Source organism: Stenotrophomonas maltophilia group sp. RNC7 (assembly GCF_030910085.1).
Lineage (GTDB): Bacteria > Pseudomonadota > Gammaproteobacteria > Xanthomonadales > Xanthomonadaceae > Stenotrophomonas > Stenotrophomonas sepilia.
Map to the genome: position 1 here is coordinate 56,472 of NZ_JAVFVN010000348.1, position 14,909 is coordinate 71,380.

The following is a 14,909-nucleotide window of genomic DNA, read 5'->3' on the forward strand; positions in this document are numbered from 1 at the left end:
ATGGGAGGAACGGTGTGCAGGCGATTCTAACGCCGCATGCGAAAAGCCCGCCTTGCGGCGGGCTTCTGCTGGGGTCGGCCGGCCAGTGGCCGGCTCTGCCGATTACTTCTTCTTGACCGGAGCCGGAGCGGTGGTGGCCGGGACCGGCTCGCCGCCATGGCGCTTGGTCATCCACCACTGCTGCAGCAGGCCCAGGCCGCCGTTGACCACCCAGTACAGGACCAGGCCGGACGGCATGAAGGCCATCATGACGCCGAACACCAGCGGCATGAACTGCATCATCTTCTGCTGCATCGGGTCCATGCCCGGTGCCGGGGTCAGCTTCTGGGTGAACCACATCACCGCCACGTTGATCACCGGCAGGATGAAGTACGGGTCGCGTGCAGTGAGGTCCTGGATCCAGCCGAACCAGGGCGCTTGGCGCAGTTCGACCGATTCCACCAGCACCCAGTACAGGGCGAAGAAGATCGGCATCTGGATGAGGATCGGCAGGCAGCCGCCCATCGGATTGATCTTTTCCTTCTTGTACAGCTCCATCATCGCGGTCTGGAACTTCTGGCGGTCGTCGCCATAGCGTTCCTTCAGCTGCGCGATGCGCGGCTGGAAGCGACGCATCTTGGCACCGCTCTTGTACTGGGTCGCCGACAGCGGGTACAGCACCAGCTTCAGCAGCACCACCAGGCCGACGATCGCCCAGCCCCAGTTGCCGACCAGCTTGTGCACCTGGTTCAGCACCCAGAACAGGCCCTGGCCGATCACCGCCATCATCGAGAAGCGGCTGTAGTCGACCACGCGGTCCAGGCCCGGCACGTCTTCCTTGGCAATCAGGTTGACCAGCTTCGGGCCGACCCACAGGCGGGCTTCGGTGCTGGTGGACTGGCCCGGCGCCACGGTGAAGGCCGGGCCACGCGCTTCGATCAGGTCACGACCGGCCACCTGCGACAGCACGTAGTGTGCGGTCTGGTCCTTCTGCGGGATCCAGGCGGTGAAGAAGTGGTGCTGCAGCATCGCCAGCCAGCCGCCGGTGATGTTCTGGTTGAGCGTGCCGTCTTCCAGGTAGTCCTTGAACGCACGACGCTGGTACTTCTTGTCGTTGTCGTACCAGGTGGCACCGTTGAAGCTGAAGGAGTCCGGGTTGGTCATGCTCCGCGACAGGATGGTCGGGGTGCGGTCCAGGGTGCGGTAGACGTAGCCGTTCCACGGCGCGGCGCCGGTATTGCTGACTTCGTCCTTGAAGCGCACGGCATACTCGTTGCGCGAGACGGTCAGGGTGCGCTTGATGGTCACGCCGTTGTCGGCCGTCCACACGAACGGGATCTGCAGCTCGTTCTGGCCCTTGGCCAGCACGAAGTCCTTGGTGTCACCGACCAGCTTGAAGCCGTCGGCGCCGGGAACCGGGGTGTTCTTGTCTTCGCTGGCCCAGCCACTGATCGCGCTGTACGGATGCGCGGGGTCTTCGGTCAGCAGGCGAACCGGCGGGCTGCCTTCGTCCTTGGTCTGCGGGAACTGCAGCAGCTCGGCGTCGAGCACGCGGCCACCATCAAGCACCAGGCGCAGCACGTCGGTGGTGACGGTCACGCGCTGGCTGGCCGGGGTGGCACTGGCCTGCGCCTGCACAGCGGCCTGGCCCGGGGCGCCCGGGACCTGTGCACTGGGAATGCCGCCCGAGGCAGCGCCCGGAACACTCTGTGCGGCAGCCGGGGCGGACGTGGTAGTCGGTGCCGGGGTCGGAGCAGCCTTTTCACGGCTCCACTCCATCCACAGCAGCACGGCCACCATCAGCCAGGCAAAAATGAGGAATACGCGGGTCTGGTTCATCAGCGGACAGGCTCGGCGGGGCCGGGACGCGATGCCGGCTCGGTCAAAGAAGGAGTTGCGATGCCATCAGGCGGCGGCATTGTGCCGTCCACGCCCGGCGCGGGCAATGCACGCAGGCGACGCAGCAGGCGCAGGAAGGCCTGGCGGATCTCGTCGTTGCTGGCGGAACGCGCAGCACTACGGGCCACGACGACGAAGTCGCCTGGCTGGATATCGGTACGTGTCTGACGCAGGATGTCGCGCAGGACGCGCTTGATCCGGTTACGCCCAACGGCGTTCGGATCGACCTTGCGGGAAACCGCCAGACCCAGCCTGGCCGGCCGGTCAGCCGGCAGCCAGTGCAGGGTCATCAGCGGATCGGACACACGGCGGGCGCCGTTGAAGACCGTTGAGTATTCGGCACGCGTGCGAACCCGCGCAGAGCGAGGGAATCGCTTGCGCGGGTCTGCAGTATTCACTGTCGAAGGGATTGCGTCTGCCGCAGGGTGCGGCATGGCAATCAGGCGCTCAGGACTTTGCGGCCCTTGGCGCGGCGACGCGACAGGATCTTGCGGCCGTCAGCGGTCTTCATACGGGCACGGAAGCCGTGGTCGCGCTTACGCTTGAGGTTGCTGGGCTGGTAGGTGCGCTTCGTGGCCATTGGGGGCCTCTCGTATGAATGGGACGGAAAGAACCGGAAATTCTAGAGAGGTCTCCCCCCTCACGTCAACCCCTGGGGACTACGCGAATTCACCGGGCTGTGCAATAGCTGTGGATGTTTTTGTGAATAAGTAGGGGACAAGCATTCCGAAGGCGGGCGCTCGGTGGTAGTCTGAGCCATCCATTTCCCCCCTTTCCGGCCTGTGTTTGGGCGCCTTGTCGCGTCCATGCCCCGGCCACCGGACGATTATTGCTGATGGATGCCTGGTCCCGTAGTCTCGAGCGCCTCGAAGCGGAGTTCCCGCCGGAAGACGTTCATACCTGGTTGAAGCCGCTGCAGGCCGATCTGCGCGTGGACAGCCTGGTGCTGTATGCACCGAATGCCTTCATCGTCGACCAGGTCCGCGAGTTGTACCTGGCCCGGATCCGCGAACTGCTGGCTCACTTCGCCGGTTTCAGCGACGTTTTTCTTGAAATCGGCTCGCGCCCGCGCCCCGTGGAGGCGCAGAACGCGCCGGTTTCCACGTCGTCGGCGCCTGTGTCCAGCGAACCGCAGGTGCCGTTTGCCGGCAATCTGGACAATCACTACACCTTCGCCAACTTCGTCGAAGGGCGCAGTAACCAGCTGGGCCTGGCCGCTGCCTTCCAGGCAGCGCAGAAGCCGGGCGACCGGGCCCACAACCCGCTGCTGCTGTACGGAGGCACCGGCCTGGGCAAGACCCACCTGATGTTCGCCGCCGGCAACGCGATGCGCCAGGCCAATCCAGTCGCGAAGGTGCTGTACCTGCGTTCGGAACAGTTCTTCAGCGCCATGATCCGGGCCCTGCAGGAAAAGACCATGGATCAGTTCAAGCGCCAGTTCCAGCAGGTGGACGCGCTGTTGATCGATGACATCCAGTTCTTCGCCGGCAAGGACCGCACGCAGGAAGAGTTCTTCCACACCTTCAACGCGTTGTTCGATGGCAAGCAGCAGATCATCCTGACCTGTGACCGCTATCCGCGGGAGGTCGAAGGCCTGGAAGCGCGCCTGAAGTCGCGGCTTGCCTGGGGCCTGTCGGTCGCGATCGAACCGCCGGACTTCGAGACCCGCGCCGCGATCGTGCTGGCCAAGGCGCGCGAACGCGGTGCCGAGATTCCCGATGATGTTGCGTTCCTGATCGCCAAGAAGATGCGCTCCAACGTGCGCGACCTCGAGGGCGCGCTCAATACCCTGACCGCCCGCGCCAACTTCACCGGCCGCGCGATCACCACCGAATTCGCTCAGGAAACCCTGCGCGACCTGCTGCGCGCCCAGCAGCAGGCGATCAGCATTCCCAACATCCAGAAAACCGTTGCCGACTACTACGGCCTGCAGATCAAGGATCTGCTGTCGAAGCGTCGGACCCGCTCGCTCGCTCGCCCCCGCCAGGTCGCCATGGCCCTGACCAAGGAACTGACCGAGCACAGCCTGCCCGAGATCGGCGACGCCTTTGCCGGTCGCGATCACACCACGGTGCTGCATGCCTGCCGCCAGATCCGGACCCTGATGGAAACCGACGGCAAGCTCCGCGAAGACTGGGACAAGCTGATCCGGAAGCTGAGCGAATGATGCACGGATGCCGATGAGGCGTCATCGCACAAAACGGTGCAGAATCCGGTAGCAAGCGCGGGACACGTTGTGGATAAAAATGGCGTCTGAAATCCCGTCGAATTTATCCACAGCTTTCCCCACCCCTTGGGGGTCGGTAATACAGAGGGTTTCGATGCCTGAAACTCCTTTATTTACAAAGACTTAGCATTGTTTTCCAGCGATTCTGTCTCTACCAGCACCACCAAGCTTTTGATTTATTCCACATTTTTTAAAGCATAGGGGCACGGAACCACATGCGTTTCACACTGCAGCGCGAAGCCTTTCTCAAGCCGTTGGCACAGGTCGTCAACGTGGTCGAACGCCGCCAGACCCTTCCGGTTCTGGCCAATTTCCTGGTCCAGGTGCAGAACGGCCAGCTGTCGCTGACCGGTACCGACCTGGAAGTGGAGATGGTGTCGCGGATCGCGGTTGAAGATGCCCAGGACGGCGAAACCACCATCCCCGCCCGCAAGCTGTTCGAGATCATCCGCGCCCTGCCCGATGGCAGCCGGATCACCGTGTCGCAGACCGGAGACAAGATCACCGTGCAGGCCGGTCGTAGCCGCTTCACCCTGGCAACCCTGCCCTCCAATGACTTCCCGTCGGTTGACGAAGTGGAAGCCACTGAGCGCGTGGCCATCGGCGAAGCGACCCTGAAGGAGCTCATCGAGCGCACCGCGTTCGCGATGGCGCAGCAGGACGTGCGCTATTACCTCAATGGCCTGCTGTTCGATCTGCGCGGCGACGCCCTGCGTACCGTTGCCACCGACGGCCACCGTCTGGCGCTGTGTGAAACCGACCTGGCCAAGCCGAGCGGTTCCAAGCGCCAGATCATCGTGCCGCGCAAGGGCGTGACCGAACTGCAGCGCCTGCTGGAAAGCGGTGATCGCGAGATCGAGCTGGAAGTCGGCCGCAGCCACGTCCGCGTCAAGCGCGACGATGTCACCTTTACCTCCAAGCTGATCGACGGCCGTTTCCCGGATTACGAAGCGGTGATTCCGATCGGTGCCGACCGTGAGGTGAAGGTTGATCGTGAAGCGCTGCGCGCCTCGCTGCAGCGCGCTGCGATCCTGTCCAACGAGAAGTACCGCGGCATCCGCGTGGAAGTGTCGCCGGGCAACCTGAAGATCAGCGCGCACAACCCGGAGCAGGAGGAAGCCCAGGAAGAGATCGAAGCCGATACCACGGTCAGCGATCTCGCCATCGGCTTCAACGTGAACTACTTGCTGGATGCCCTCTCCGCCCTGCGCGATGAGGAAGTCATCATCCAGCTGCGCGACTCCAACTCCTCGGCGCTGGTGCGTGAGTCCAGCAGCGAGAAGTCGCGCCACGTGGTCATGCCGCTGCGTCTCTGACATCAGCCCGGTTCCACGTGGAACATAACGACGCCCGGGAAGCTCCCGGGCGTTTTTTTTTGCACGTTCCACGTGGATCATCGGGCCGACCCTTTCCAGCGTGTATTTCGGACGGAACGCATCTTCCTTGATGCACCCGGTTGCGTGCGCTTTGCTTCCCAACTACCGACGGGACTTTGAGTCGATGCCAGGGACTGCTTCCGAATCAAGTTTGATCGGGGCCGGTACCTGGAGTCTCAACGCAGTTGCTATGGACCTGGCCTGGTCGGATGCCGAAGCGCATCCACGCTGCGGCGACGGTGCTCGCTGTTTCTGAAATCCTCTCTGTCCACAGGACTCATTCGGGGCAGATCGAGCCAAGCCTAGCTTCTAAATCTGGGTATAAATCTAAAGCATGGTGGTGATGGTAGAGCCAGATTTCGTGGAGAAATGTGTTATCTACATGATTTAAAAGGAATTTATGTGGGTGAAACCCCCTGTATAGAGGCGCCTCAGGCTGGGGGGGAACCTGTGGATAGTTTCCAGACCCAAGCAAAATGGCTTTTTTATCCACAGATTGCCCATACCTTGTGTATAAGTCATACAGTCCCGCTGTGGACAGCGTGAAACGAATGGGCCGGATTCTTTGAAATCTGTGGAACCTCCCATGGCATCGGATCGCAGATTTGGAGGAACCCGGGCCCCCGCCCGCTCACCTGGCCGGGCAAGCGTTCAGCAAACACCTGCGGCAGTGGTCCTGAAATCCTTGAAATCTGGCGGGCCACGCCCCGCAACCCTGTGCAGAATTAAAGGAATTTCAGCTGCGTCCGGAGCTGGAAACGGGCATGCCGGTGAACCGGCGCCACGTGGAACCCGCGATCAGTTGGTGTGCGGGAGCTTCTGCTACGCATCGATGCGGGTGCAGCGCGTCCGGCTTGACCGATGCAGTAAGCTGATGGATTCCCTGCCCCTCTACCGCCTCGAGCGGATGGTCGTTCGCGCCCCATGCTTATCCGCCGCCTCGCCTTGCACCAACTGCGTCGCTTCAGTGCGGTGGATCTCTTGCCCCAGCCGGGGCTGAACCTGCTCACTGGCGACAATGGTGCCGGCAAGACCAGCGTGCTGGAGGCCCTGCATCTGATGGCCTATGGCCGCAGCTTCCGCGGCCGGGTCCGCGATGGACTGGTACGCCAGGGCCAGGAGGCGCTGGAGATCTTCGTGGAATGGGACGAGCAACGTGCCGACCACGCGCCGCATCGCCGAAAGGCCGGCCTGCGCCACAGTGGCCAGGACTGGAAGGGACGATTGGACGGTGAAGATGTGGCTCAGCTCGGCAACCTCTGCGCAGCGCTGGCGGTGGTGACGTTCGAGCCCGGCAGCCATGCGCTGGTCAGCGGCGGTGGCGAGCCCCGCCGTCGCTTCCTGGATTGGGGCTTGTTCCACGTGGAACCTGATTTCCTGTCCTTGTGGCGCCGCTATTCAAGGGCGCTGAAGCAGCGCAATGCCCTGCTCAAGCAGGGCGGCCCGTCGCGGATGCTGGACACCTGGGATCACGAGTTGGCTGAGGCCGGAGAGCCCCTTACCAGCCGGCGTCAGCACTACCTTGAGCGGCTGCAGCAGCGTGCCGTGGCGCTGGCTGCCAGTTTGGCGCCGCAACTCGGCATCCAGGCACTGCAACTCAGTCCGGGCTGGCGTCGGCATGAGCTTCCCCTGGCAGATGCTCTGCTTCTGGCCCGGGATCGTGACCGCCAGGCCGGCTACACCTCGGTTGGGCCGCACCGGGCGGACTGGAGTGTGGATTTCCATAGCATTCCTGGTCGCGATGCACTGTCACGCGGTCAGGCCAAGCTCACCGCATTGGCGTGCCTGATAGCGCAGGCTGAGGACTATGCAGAACAGCGCGGCGAATGGCCGGTGATCGCACTGGACGATCTGGCCTCCGAACTGGATCGTACCCACCAGGCGCGGGTATTGGAGCGCCTGCTCACCGGCCCGGCGCAGATCTTCGTCACCGCTACTGAACCTCCGGCGGCCCTGCAGGGCCTGACCCAGATCGCCCGGTTCCACGTGGAACATGCACAGATCGTGGCTGTGCCATAGTGGGCACATCAGGGCCACTCGACCCCGGCTGGTATAATTCGGGTTGGAATCCTTTCATTCTCGGCACATCGCCCCAAGCGGTGTCCGACCTGCGGAGCCTACGGCAAGCGCAATGAGCGACGAACAGAACACCCCGGCAAACAACGGCAATTACGACGCCAACAGCATTACCGCCCTGGAAGGCCTGGAGGCTGTCCGCAAGCGACCCGGCATGTACATCGGTGACGTGCATGACGGCACCGGTCTGCACCACATGGTGTTCGAGGTTGTCGACAACTCGATCGACGAAGCGCTGGCCGGCCACGCCGACCATGTCGCGGTGACGATCCACGCTGACGGTTCGGTCTCGGTGTCCGACAACGGTCGCGGCATCCCGACCGGCAAGCACGAGCAGATGAGCGCCAAGCTCGGTCGCGAAGTGTCCGCCGCCGAAGTCGTCATGACCGTCCTGCACGCAGGCGGCAAGTTCGACGACAACAGCTACAAGGTTTCCGGCGGCCTGCACGGCGTCGGCGTCAGCGTGGTCAACGCGCTGTCGCAGAAGCTGCTGGTGGACGTGTTCCAGAACGGCTCCCACTACCAGCAGGAATTCAGCAACGGCGCGGTCGTGACCCCGCTCGCCAAGCTGGAAGCCACCACCAAGCGTGGCACCACCGTGCGCTTCTGGCCGTCCACCGTCGCCTTCCACGACAACGTGGAATTCCACTACGACATCCTGGCCCGCCGTCTGCGCGAGTTGTCGTTCCTGAACTCCGGCGTCAAGATCGTCCTTGCCGACGAGCGCGGCGACGGCCGTCGCGATGACTTCCACTACGAAGGCGGCATCCGCAGCTTCGTGGAGCATCTGGCCCAGCTGAAGACCCCGCTGCACCCGAATGTCATCTCCGTCACCGGCGAGCACAACGGCATCGTCGTGGAGGTGGCGCTGCAGTGGACCGACTCCTACCAGGAGACGATGTACTGCTTCACCAACAACATCCCGCAGAAGGACGGCGGTACTCACCTCGCCGGTTTCCGCGGTGCGTTGACCCGCGTGCTCAACAACTACATCGAGCAGAACGGCATCGCCAAGCAGGCCAAGATCAACCTGACCGGCGACGACATGCGCGAAGGCATGATCGCGGTGCTGTCGGTGAAGGTGCCGGACCCGAGCTTCTCCAGCCAGACCAAGGAGAAGCTGGTCAGCTCCGACGTGCGTCCGGCGGTGGAAAACGCCTTCGGTGCGCGCCTGGAAGAGTTCCTGCAGGAAAACCCGAACGAAGCCAAGGCGATCGCCGGCAAGATCGTCGATGCCGCGCGTGCGCGTGAAGCTGCGCGCAAGGCCCGCGACCTGACCCGCCGCAAGGGCGCGCTGGACATCGCCGGCCTGCCGGGCAAGCTGGCCGACTGCCAGGAAAAGGACCCGGCGCTGTCCGAACTGTTCATCGTCGAGGGTGACTCGGCAGGTGGCTCGGCCAAGCAGGGCCGCAACCGCAAGAACCAGGCGGTGCTGCCGCTGCGCGGCAAGATTCTCAACGTGGAACGCGCGCGCTTCGACCGCATGCTGTCCTCCGACCAGGTCGGTACGCTGATCACCGCACTGGGTACCGGCATCGGCCGCGACGAGTACAACCCGGACAAGCTGCGCTACCACAAGATCATCATCATGACCGACGCCGACGTCGACGGCGCCCACATCCGCACCCTGCTGCTGACGTTCTTCTACCGTCAGATGCCGGAGCTGATCGAGCGCGGTTACGTCTACATCGGCCTGCCGCCGCTGTACAAGATCAAGCAGGGCAAGCAGGAGCTGTACTTAAAGGATGACCCGGCGCTGGACAGCTACCTGGCCAGCAGCGCAGTGGAAAACGCTTCACTGGTGCCGGCCACCGGCGAGCCCGGCATCGAAGGCCTGGCGCTGGAGAAGCTGCTGCTGGCCTACGCCGCCGCGCTCGATTCCATCGAACGCAACGCGCACCGTTATGACCGCAACCTGCTCGAAGCGCTGGTCGATTTCGTGCCGATGGACATGGACAGCCTGCGCAATGCCGGCGAAGGCGAAGGCTTGGATGCGCTGGCCAAGCGCCTCAACCAGGGCAGCCTGGGCAGCCCGCGTTTCAGCCTGGAACTGCAGGAAGCCAACGACGAGCGCCCGGCCGCCGTGCTGGTGACCCGTCGCCACATGGGCGAGGAGCACATCCAGGTGCTGCCGATGTCGGCGTTCGAGAGTGGCGAACTGCGTGCGATCCACCAGGCCTCCAAGCTGCTGCACGGCCTGGTGCGCGAAGGTGCAACGATTTCCCGCGGCGCCAAGTCGATCGAAGTCGACAGCTTCGCGAAGGCGCAGAACTGGCTGCTCGAGGAGGCCAAGCGCGGCCGCCAGATCCAGCGATTCAAGGGTCTGGGTGAAATGAATCCGGAGCAGTTGTGGGATACCACGGTGAACCCGGAAACCCGTCGCCTGCTGCAGGTGCGCATCGAGGATGCGGTCGCTGCCGACCAGATCTTCAGCACCCTGATGGGCGATGTCGTCGAGCCGCGTCGCGACTTCATCGAAGACAATGCGCTGAAGGTCGCCAACCTGGATATCTGACACAATCGGGACCTGGCCGGTGCGCGGGGAGCTGCACCGGCCTTCGTCCCTTGAACACAGGTACCTGATGTCCGCATCCACCCCGGTCTCCGCCGCCCCGCCCCCGGTTCCGCCGGTGTCTGCCCCACCGCGCGCCGTGGCACCGTTGGCAGGCTTCTTCATCGACCTGGGCATCGCCGCCGTTACCCTGGTCGGCCTGAGCATGGTCACCGGCCTGTTCTGGGGCTTCTACCGTGCAATCGTGGTCAGCCGCGCCAACGCCGAGGCCAATGGCGGTGGACTGACACCTGACGCCGTCGGCGCGGCAGTGGGCCAGCCCGGTGCCCTGGCGCAGATCCTGATGGCCCTGATCGCCACCGGTGGCGCCGCGCTGCTGCTGTACTTCTGGCGACGCCCGGCAAACGCCGGCGAACGCATGGCGTCGCGACAGGCGTTGCTGCGGCCGTCCACCTGGGGCTGGACCCTGCTGGTGGCCACGCTGATCGTGCTCGGCAGCAACGGCATCGCCTTCCTTTCCAAGCAGTTCGGCATCGAGCCGGTGCCCACCAACGTGGAACTGATGCAGAGCGCAATCGCTCGCTTCCCGCTGTTCCTGGTGCTGTTTGCGGTCGTCCTCGCCCCCGCCTACGAAGAGCTGCTGTTCCGCCGCGTCCTGTTCGGGCGCCTGTGGCAGGCCGGCCGCCCCTGGCTGGGCCTGATCCTCAGCAGCCTGGCGTTCGCCCTGGTCCACGAAGTGCCCGGTGTCAGCAAGAACTCGGTGCTGGGCATGGCGCAGCTGTGGCTGGTGTACGGTGGCATGGGCGCCGCCTTCTGCTGGCTGTACCGCCGCACCGGCACCCTGTGGGCGGCGATTGCCGCGCATGCGCTGAACAACGCGGTCGCGCTCGCCGCAATGGTGTTCCTGGGGTCAACGTAACGCCGTGCCCGCTTGACGAAAGATTAAGCAGGTACGCTACACACTGCGCACATGAACACGGGGGCGGACCCATGAAACAACTGCTGCTGGCTCTAGTCATCACCACCGTGGTCAGTGCCTGTGCGACCACCACCTCGCCAACCGGACGACGGCAGATGGTGGGCGGCGTGTCGCAGGCGCAGCTTGACCAGCTCGGTGCGCAGGCGTTTGCCGAGACCAAGCAGAAAGAGAAGATCAGCACCGATGGCCGCCAGAACGGCTACGTGCAGTGCGTGGTCAATGCCCTGGTCGCGCAGTTGCCGCCTCAATACCGTGGCGTACGGTGGGAGACGGCGGTGTTCGTCGACAAGGAGCCCAACGCCTTCGCCCTGCCCGGCGGCAAGGTCGGCGTGAACACTGGCATCTTCACCGTTGCCAGGAACCAGGATCAGCTGGCTGCCGTAATCGGCCATGAAATCGGCCACGTCATCGCCCGCCACCACGAGGAGCGCATCACCCGGCAGATGGGCGCGCAGACCGGGCTGGCCGTGCTGGGCGCGCTGGCCGGTGCCGCCTATGGCGATGGTGCCGCCAGTACGGTCAACCAGTTGGGCGGCATGGGCGCGCAGGCGGCCTTCCTGTTGCCCGGCTCGCGGACCCAGGAAAGCGAGGCCGACGTGATCGGCCAGCGACTGATGGCCCAGGCCGGATTCAACCCGGCCCAGGCCGTGGATCTGTGGCAGAACATGATGGCCGCCAGCGGCGGTCGAAGCCCGCAATGGCTGTCCACCCACCCCGATCCGGCCAACCGGATCCAGGAGCTGCGACGTGACGCACCGGGCCTGGCGCCGGTCTATCAGCAGGCGCAGGCGGCCGGGCTGCGGCCAAAGTGCGGATGAGTGCGCAGTTCTATGCTGTATTGCAGCACATAAAACGATTTCTCACGCCATCTGTTTCTGATACGTTTGGCGGCTCAGATTTTTCTGACAGTCCGACTTTGCCGCTATCCGGCGGTTCGATCGAGGTGAACGATGATTTTCCGTAACCACAAAGCTGTGCTTTCCGTCCTCGTCGCGACCGCCCTGACCGGCGCCGTGGTCACCGATGCCTTCGCGCAGTCCTCGCGTTCCTCCGACCGTGGCAGCCGCGGCGGCAGCAGCAAGCAGGCCAAGGCCGAACCGCTGTACCCGAATGCGACCCGCCAGGAGCCGACCGTCAAGGCCTCGGCCAAGATGGGCAGCAAGCTGCAGAAAATGATCGACAGCTACAACAAGGAAAAGTTCCCGGAGACGCGTACGCAGGCTGACGCGATCCTGGCTGACAGCGCCTCCAACGAGTACGACAAGTCGCTGGCCGCGCAGCTGGCCTCGCAGGCCGCCTACCAGACCGACGACACCCCGGCCGCCATCGCCTACCTGAAGCAGGTCATCCAGTTCAACGGCCTGGACAACAACGGCCACTTCCAGTCGATGCTGATGCTGGGCCAGCTGCAGCTGCAGGAAGACCAGACTGCCGAAGGCCTGGCCACCCTGGACAAGTACTTCGCCGAGAGCAAGTCGACCAAGCCGGAAGAGCTGATTGCCAAGGGCCAGGCGCTGTACCAGCTGGAGCGCTACCAGGAAGCGATCCCGGTGCTGAAGCAGGCCATCGCGGGCGCTGCCGAGCCGAAGGACAACTGGAACCAGCTGCTGATGGCGGCCCTTTCCGAAGCCGGCCAGACCGGTGAGGCCGTGCAGGCCGCAGAAGCGCTGGCGGCCAAGAACCCGTCGGACAAGAAGGCCCAGCTGAATCTGGCCAACATGTACATGCAGGCTGACCAGATGCCGAAGGCCGCCGCGGTGATGGACAAGCTGCGCAGCAGCGGCCAGCTCACCGAAGAGCGCGAGTACAAGCAGCTGTACTCGATCTATGCCAACACCGAGAACAAGGAAAAGGACGTCATCGCGGTCATCAACGAAGGGTTGCAGAAGGGCATCCTGAAGCCGGATTACCAGGTCTACCTGGCGCTGGCCCAGTCCTACTACTACTCCGACCAGGTGCCGCAGGCGATCGATGCGTGGCAGAAGGCCGCCCCGCTCTCCAAGGACGGTGAGACCTACCTGAACCTGGCACGCGTCCTGCATGCCGAAGGTCGCGTCCCCGAGGCCAAGCAGGCCGCCCAGCAGGCGCTGGCGAAGGGCGTGAAGAACCAGGCTGATGCCAAAAAAATCATCAACCTGAAGTAAGTAGGAATAACGCCTGAATGCCTGCTCAGTTGATGCGCAGGCGCTCAGGATTGGTATAAGCTTGGAGGTTCCTGCGGTGTCATGCACCGCTGATCAGGGATCCCGCCCCCGGGATTCCGGCCCCACTATTGAGCTCTTGGCGCATGACGGAACAACTAGTCGTTCACCGGTACGAACAACCCGATGACAAGGGGCTGAGCTGGCCTCGCATCGTCGGCATCGCGTTTGTAATTGCCCTGCATCTGGCCGCCTTCATGATGCTCCTGATTCCCGCCGTGGCTCCCAAGGCCGTCGCGGAGAAGGAGCGCAACGTCATGGTGACCATCGTCGACGCGCCGCCGCCGCCCCCACCGCCGCCGCCGCCGCCGCCGCCGCAGGATACTCCGCCACCGCCGGTGAAGAATCTGTCGCCGCCGAAGCCGTCGCCCGTACCGCCGCCGCCGCAGGCGCCGGTTGTCGACGTGCCGGAGCCGCGCCCGAACGATATCGTCACCCCGCCGTCGCCTCCGGCGCCGCCGGCACCGCCGACCTCGATCGAGGCCAGCGTGGACATCTCGTCGAAGGCCATGAATCCGCCGCGCTACCCGCCGGCAGCCTTCCGCGCAGGTATCCAGGGCGAAGTGATCCTGATCATTGATGTCGATGCCAGCGGCAACGTCACCAATGTCACGGTGGAAAAGTCCAGCCGTAACCGCGACCTGGACCGTGCTGCGATGGAAGCGGCTCGCAAGTGGCGCTTCAACGCCGCTGAAGCAGGCGGTAAGAAGACGGCAGGTCGCGTTCGCGTCCCGGTCAACTTTGCGCTGAACTGATGCGCCCGGGTGGCCGCCTGGCCACCCCCGCTCCCGGTTCGATTGTTTAGCTTAGCTACACCCTTTATCACCACACACAACAAAGGTAAGCGTCATGCTGCAGGAAATTTTCATCGCCGCTGCTGCCGGGGGCAATCCGTCCAACGCCCTGTCGCAGATGGGCTTCGAGCACCTGATCCACGAAATGACCACCAAGCCGGGTGATTTCGCGGTTTCCTGGGTCGTGCTGCTGACCCTGATCGCCATGTCGGCCATGTCCTGGTACTGGACCGTCATCAACATCTTCCGTGCCACCCGCCTGAAGAGCGCCGCTGATCGCGTCGTCAGCCTGTTCTGGGACACCCCGAACGCTCAGGACGCCATCCGTGCGATGGAAGAGCAGCCGGCTTCGGAGCCGTTCTCGAAGATCGCCCTGGACGCTGCCCAGGCAGCTGCCCACCACCAGCGCGCTGAAGGCGGTGCTACCGGCGGCGTCGGTGAGAACCTGAGCCGTTCGGAGTTCGTCGACCGCGCTCTGCGTCAGGCCGTCACCCGCGAAAGCAACAAGCTGCAGTCGGGCATGACCCTGCTGGCCACCGTCGGCGCGACCGCTCCGTTCGTCGGTCTGCTGGGTACCGTGTGGGGCATCTACGGCGCGCTGATCAAGATCGGTGCCACCGGCTCCGCTTCGATCGACGCCGTTGCCGGCCCGGTGGGTGAAGCGCTGATCATGACCGCGATCGGTCTGTTCGTCGCAATCCCGGCCGTGTTCGCCTTCAACTTCTTCAGCAAGATCAACAGCGCGACCATCAGCAAGTTCGATACCTTCGCGCACGACCTGCACGACTTCTTCGCCACCGGTTCGCGCGTCCGCTGATTGCGGCGCGCGTCACCCAGCGACGAAGTAAGTAGTCACCAAGATCTAG

The 14,909-nt window shown here is 64.0% G+C and carries 12 protein-coding genes; 9 read left to right on the top strand and 3 right to left on the bottom strand.

What is annotated here, in order from left to right; genetic code table 11:
- Nucleotides 1–102: 102 nt before the first annotated feature.
- The 3 genes from yidC to rpmH are packed head-to-tail and all read right to left on the bottom strand — an operon-like array spanning nt 103 to nt 2,458.
- Nucleotides 103–1,818, bottom strand: a complete 1,716-nt coding sequence (yidC, locus tag RCF13_RS05675) for a membrane protein insertase YidC (RefSeq protein ID WP_061480431.1) — start codon at nt 1,816–1,818, stop codon at nt 103–105.
- The gene (rnpA, locus tag RCF13_RS05680; protein ID WP_072168770.1) at nt 1,818–2,312 is read right to left on the bottom strand and encodes a ribonuclease P protein component; all 495 of its coding nucleotides are present in this window, start codon (nt 2,310–2,312) and stop codon (nt 1,818–1,820) included. Before rnpA ends, yidC begins: the two co-directional genes overlap by 1 nt.
- 5 nt (nt 2,313–2,317) lie before the next feature.
- Nucleotides 2,318–2,458 (bottom strand): 50S ribosomal protein L34, encoded by a 141-nt coding sequence (gene rpmH / locus RCF13_RS05685; protein ID WP_005411729.1) that lies wholly within the window; start codon nt 2,456–2,458, stop codon nt 2,318–2,320.
- A gap of 255 nt (nt 2,459–2,713) precedes the next feature.
- Between rpmH and dnaA the strand changes: the two genes are divergently transcribed.
- The 9 genes from dnaA to exbB all read left to right on the top strand — a co-directional run bounded on the left by dnaA (nt 2,714) and on the right by exbB (nt 14,860).
- Complete coding sequence (dnaA, locus tag RCF13_RS05690) at nt 2,714–4,045, top strand: chromosomal replication initiator protein DnaA (RefSeq protein ID WP_061480432.1); 1,332 nt, start codon at nt 2,714–2,716, stop codon at nt 4,043–4,045.
- 275 nt (nt 4,046–4,320) lie between these two features.
- Entirely contained in the window at nt 4,321–5,421 is a 1,101-nt protein-coding gene (gene dnaN / locus RCF13_RS05695) for a DNA polymerase III subunit beta (RefSeq protein WP_005411731.1), read from the top strand.
- Nucleotides 5,422–6,405: 984 nt separating this feature from the next.
- Nucleotides 6,406–7,500 carry a DNA replication/repair protein RecF gene (gene recF / locus RCF13_RS05700; RefSeq protein WP_134968173.1) on the top strand — a complete coding sequence of 365 codons (1,095 nt, stop codon included), beginning with the start codon at nt 6,406–6,408 and terminating at the stop codon, nt 7,498–7,500.
- Between the two features lie 112 nt (nt 7,501–7,612).
- A complete protein-coding gene (gene gyrB, locus RCF13_RS05705) occupies nt 7,613–10,072 on the top strand; it encodes a DNA topoisomerase (ATP-hydrolyzing) subunit B (protein ID WP_308140947.1) in 2,460 nt (819 codons plus the stop codon).
- Nucleotides 10,073–10,139: 67 nt separating this feature from the next.
- Nucleotides 10,140–10,988: a CPBP family intramembrane glutamic endopeptidase gene (locus tag RCF13_RS05710; RefSeq protein WP_134968172.1), complete on the top strand. Its 849-nt coding sequence runs from the start codon at nt 10,140–10,142 to the stop codon at nt 10,986–10,988.
- A 71-nt stretch (nt 10,989–11,059) separates the two neighbouring features.
- Complete coding sequence (locus RCF13_RS05715) at nt 11,060–11,866, top strand: M48 family metallopeptidase (RefSeq protein ID WP_061480435.1); 807 nt, start codon at nt 11,060–11,062, stop codon at nt 11,864–11,866.
- Nucleotides 11,867–11,998: 132 nt separating this feature from the next.
- Nucleotides 11,999–13,192, top strand: a complete 1,194-nt coding sequence (locus tag RCF13_RS05720; RefSeq protein ID WP_061480436.1) for a tetratricopeptide repeat protein — start codon at nt 11,999–12,001, stop codon at nt 13,190–13,192.
- A 254-nt stretch (nt 13,193–13,446) separates the two neighbouring features.
- Complete coding sequence (locus RCF13_RS05725; protein ID WP_171956535.1) at nt 13,447–14,004, top strand: energy transducer TonB; 558 nt, start codon at nt 13,447–13,449, stop codon at nt 14,002–14,004.
- A 94-nt stretch (nt 14,005–14,098) separates the two neighbouring features.
- Complete coding sequence (gene exbB / locus RCF13_RS05730) at nt 14,099–14,860, top strand: TonB-system energizer ExbB (RefSeq protein ID WP_005411738.1); 762 nt, start codon at nt 14,099–14,101, stop codon at nt 14,858–14,860.
- Nucleotides 14,861–14,909: the final 49 nt, after the last annotated feature.

Excerpts from the sequence above, each read along its gene's own strand:
- yidC (WP_061480431.1), bottom strand. The coding sequence starts at position 1,818 with ATGAACCAGACCCGCGTATTCCTCATTTTTGCCTGGCTGATGGTGGCC.
- rnpA (WP_072168770.1), bottom strand. The coding sequence starts at position 2,312 with ATGCCGCACCCTGCGGCAGACGCAATCCCTTCGACAGTGAATACTGCA.
- rpmH (WP_005411729.1), bottom strand. The coding sequence starts at position 2,458 with ATGGCCACGAAGCGCACCTACCAGCCCAGCAACCTCAAGCGTAAGCGC.
- dnaA (WP_061480432.1), top strand. The coding sequence starts at position 2,714 with ATGGATGCCTGGTCCCGTAGTCTCGAGCGCCTCGAAGCGGAGTTCCCG.
- dnaN (WP_005411731.1), top strand. The coding sequence starts at position 4,321 with ATGCGTTTCACACTGCAGCGCGAAGCCTTTCTCAAGCCGTTGGCACAG.
- recF (WP_134968173.1), top strand. The coding sequence starts at position 6,406 with ATGCTTATCCGCCGCCTCGCCTTGCACCAACTGCGTCGCTTCAGTGCG.
- gyrB (WP_308140947.1), top strand. The coding sequence starts at position 7,613 with ATGAGCGACGAACAGAACACCCCGGCAAACAACGGCAATTACGACGCC.
- RCF13_RS05710 (WP_134968172.1), top strand. The coding sequence starts at position 10,140 with ATGTCCGCATCCACCCCGGTCTCCGCCGCCCCGCCCCCGGTTCCGCCG.
- RCF13_RS05715 (WP_061480435.1), top strand. The coding sequence starts at position 11,060 with ATGAAACAACTGCTGCTGGCTCTAGTCATCACCACCGTGGTCAGTGCC.
- RCF13_RS05720 (WP_061480436.1), top strand. The coding sequence starts at position 11,999 with ATGATTTTCCGTAACCACAAAGCTGTGCTTTCCGTCCTCGTCGCGACC.
- RCF13_RS05725 (WP_171956535.1), top strand. The coding sequence starts at position 13,447 with ATGATGCTCCTGATTCCCGCCGTGGCTCCCAAGGCCGTCGCGGAGAAG.
- exbB (WP_005411738.1), top strand. The coding sequence starts at position 14,099 with ATGCTGCAGGAAATTTTCATCGCCGCTGCTGCCGGGGGCAATCCGTCC.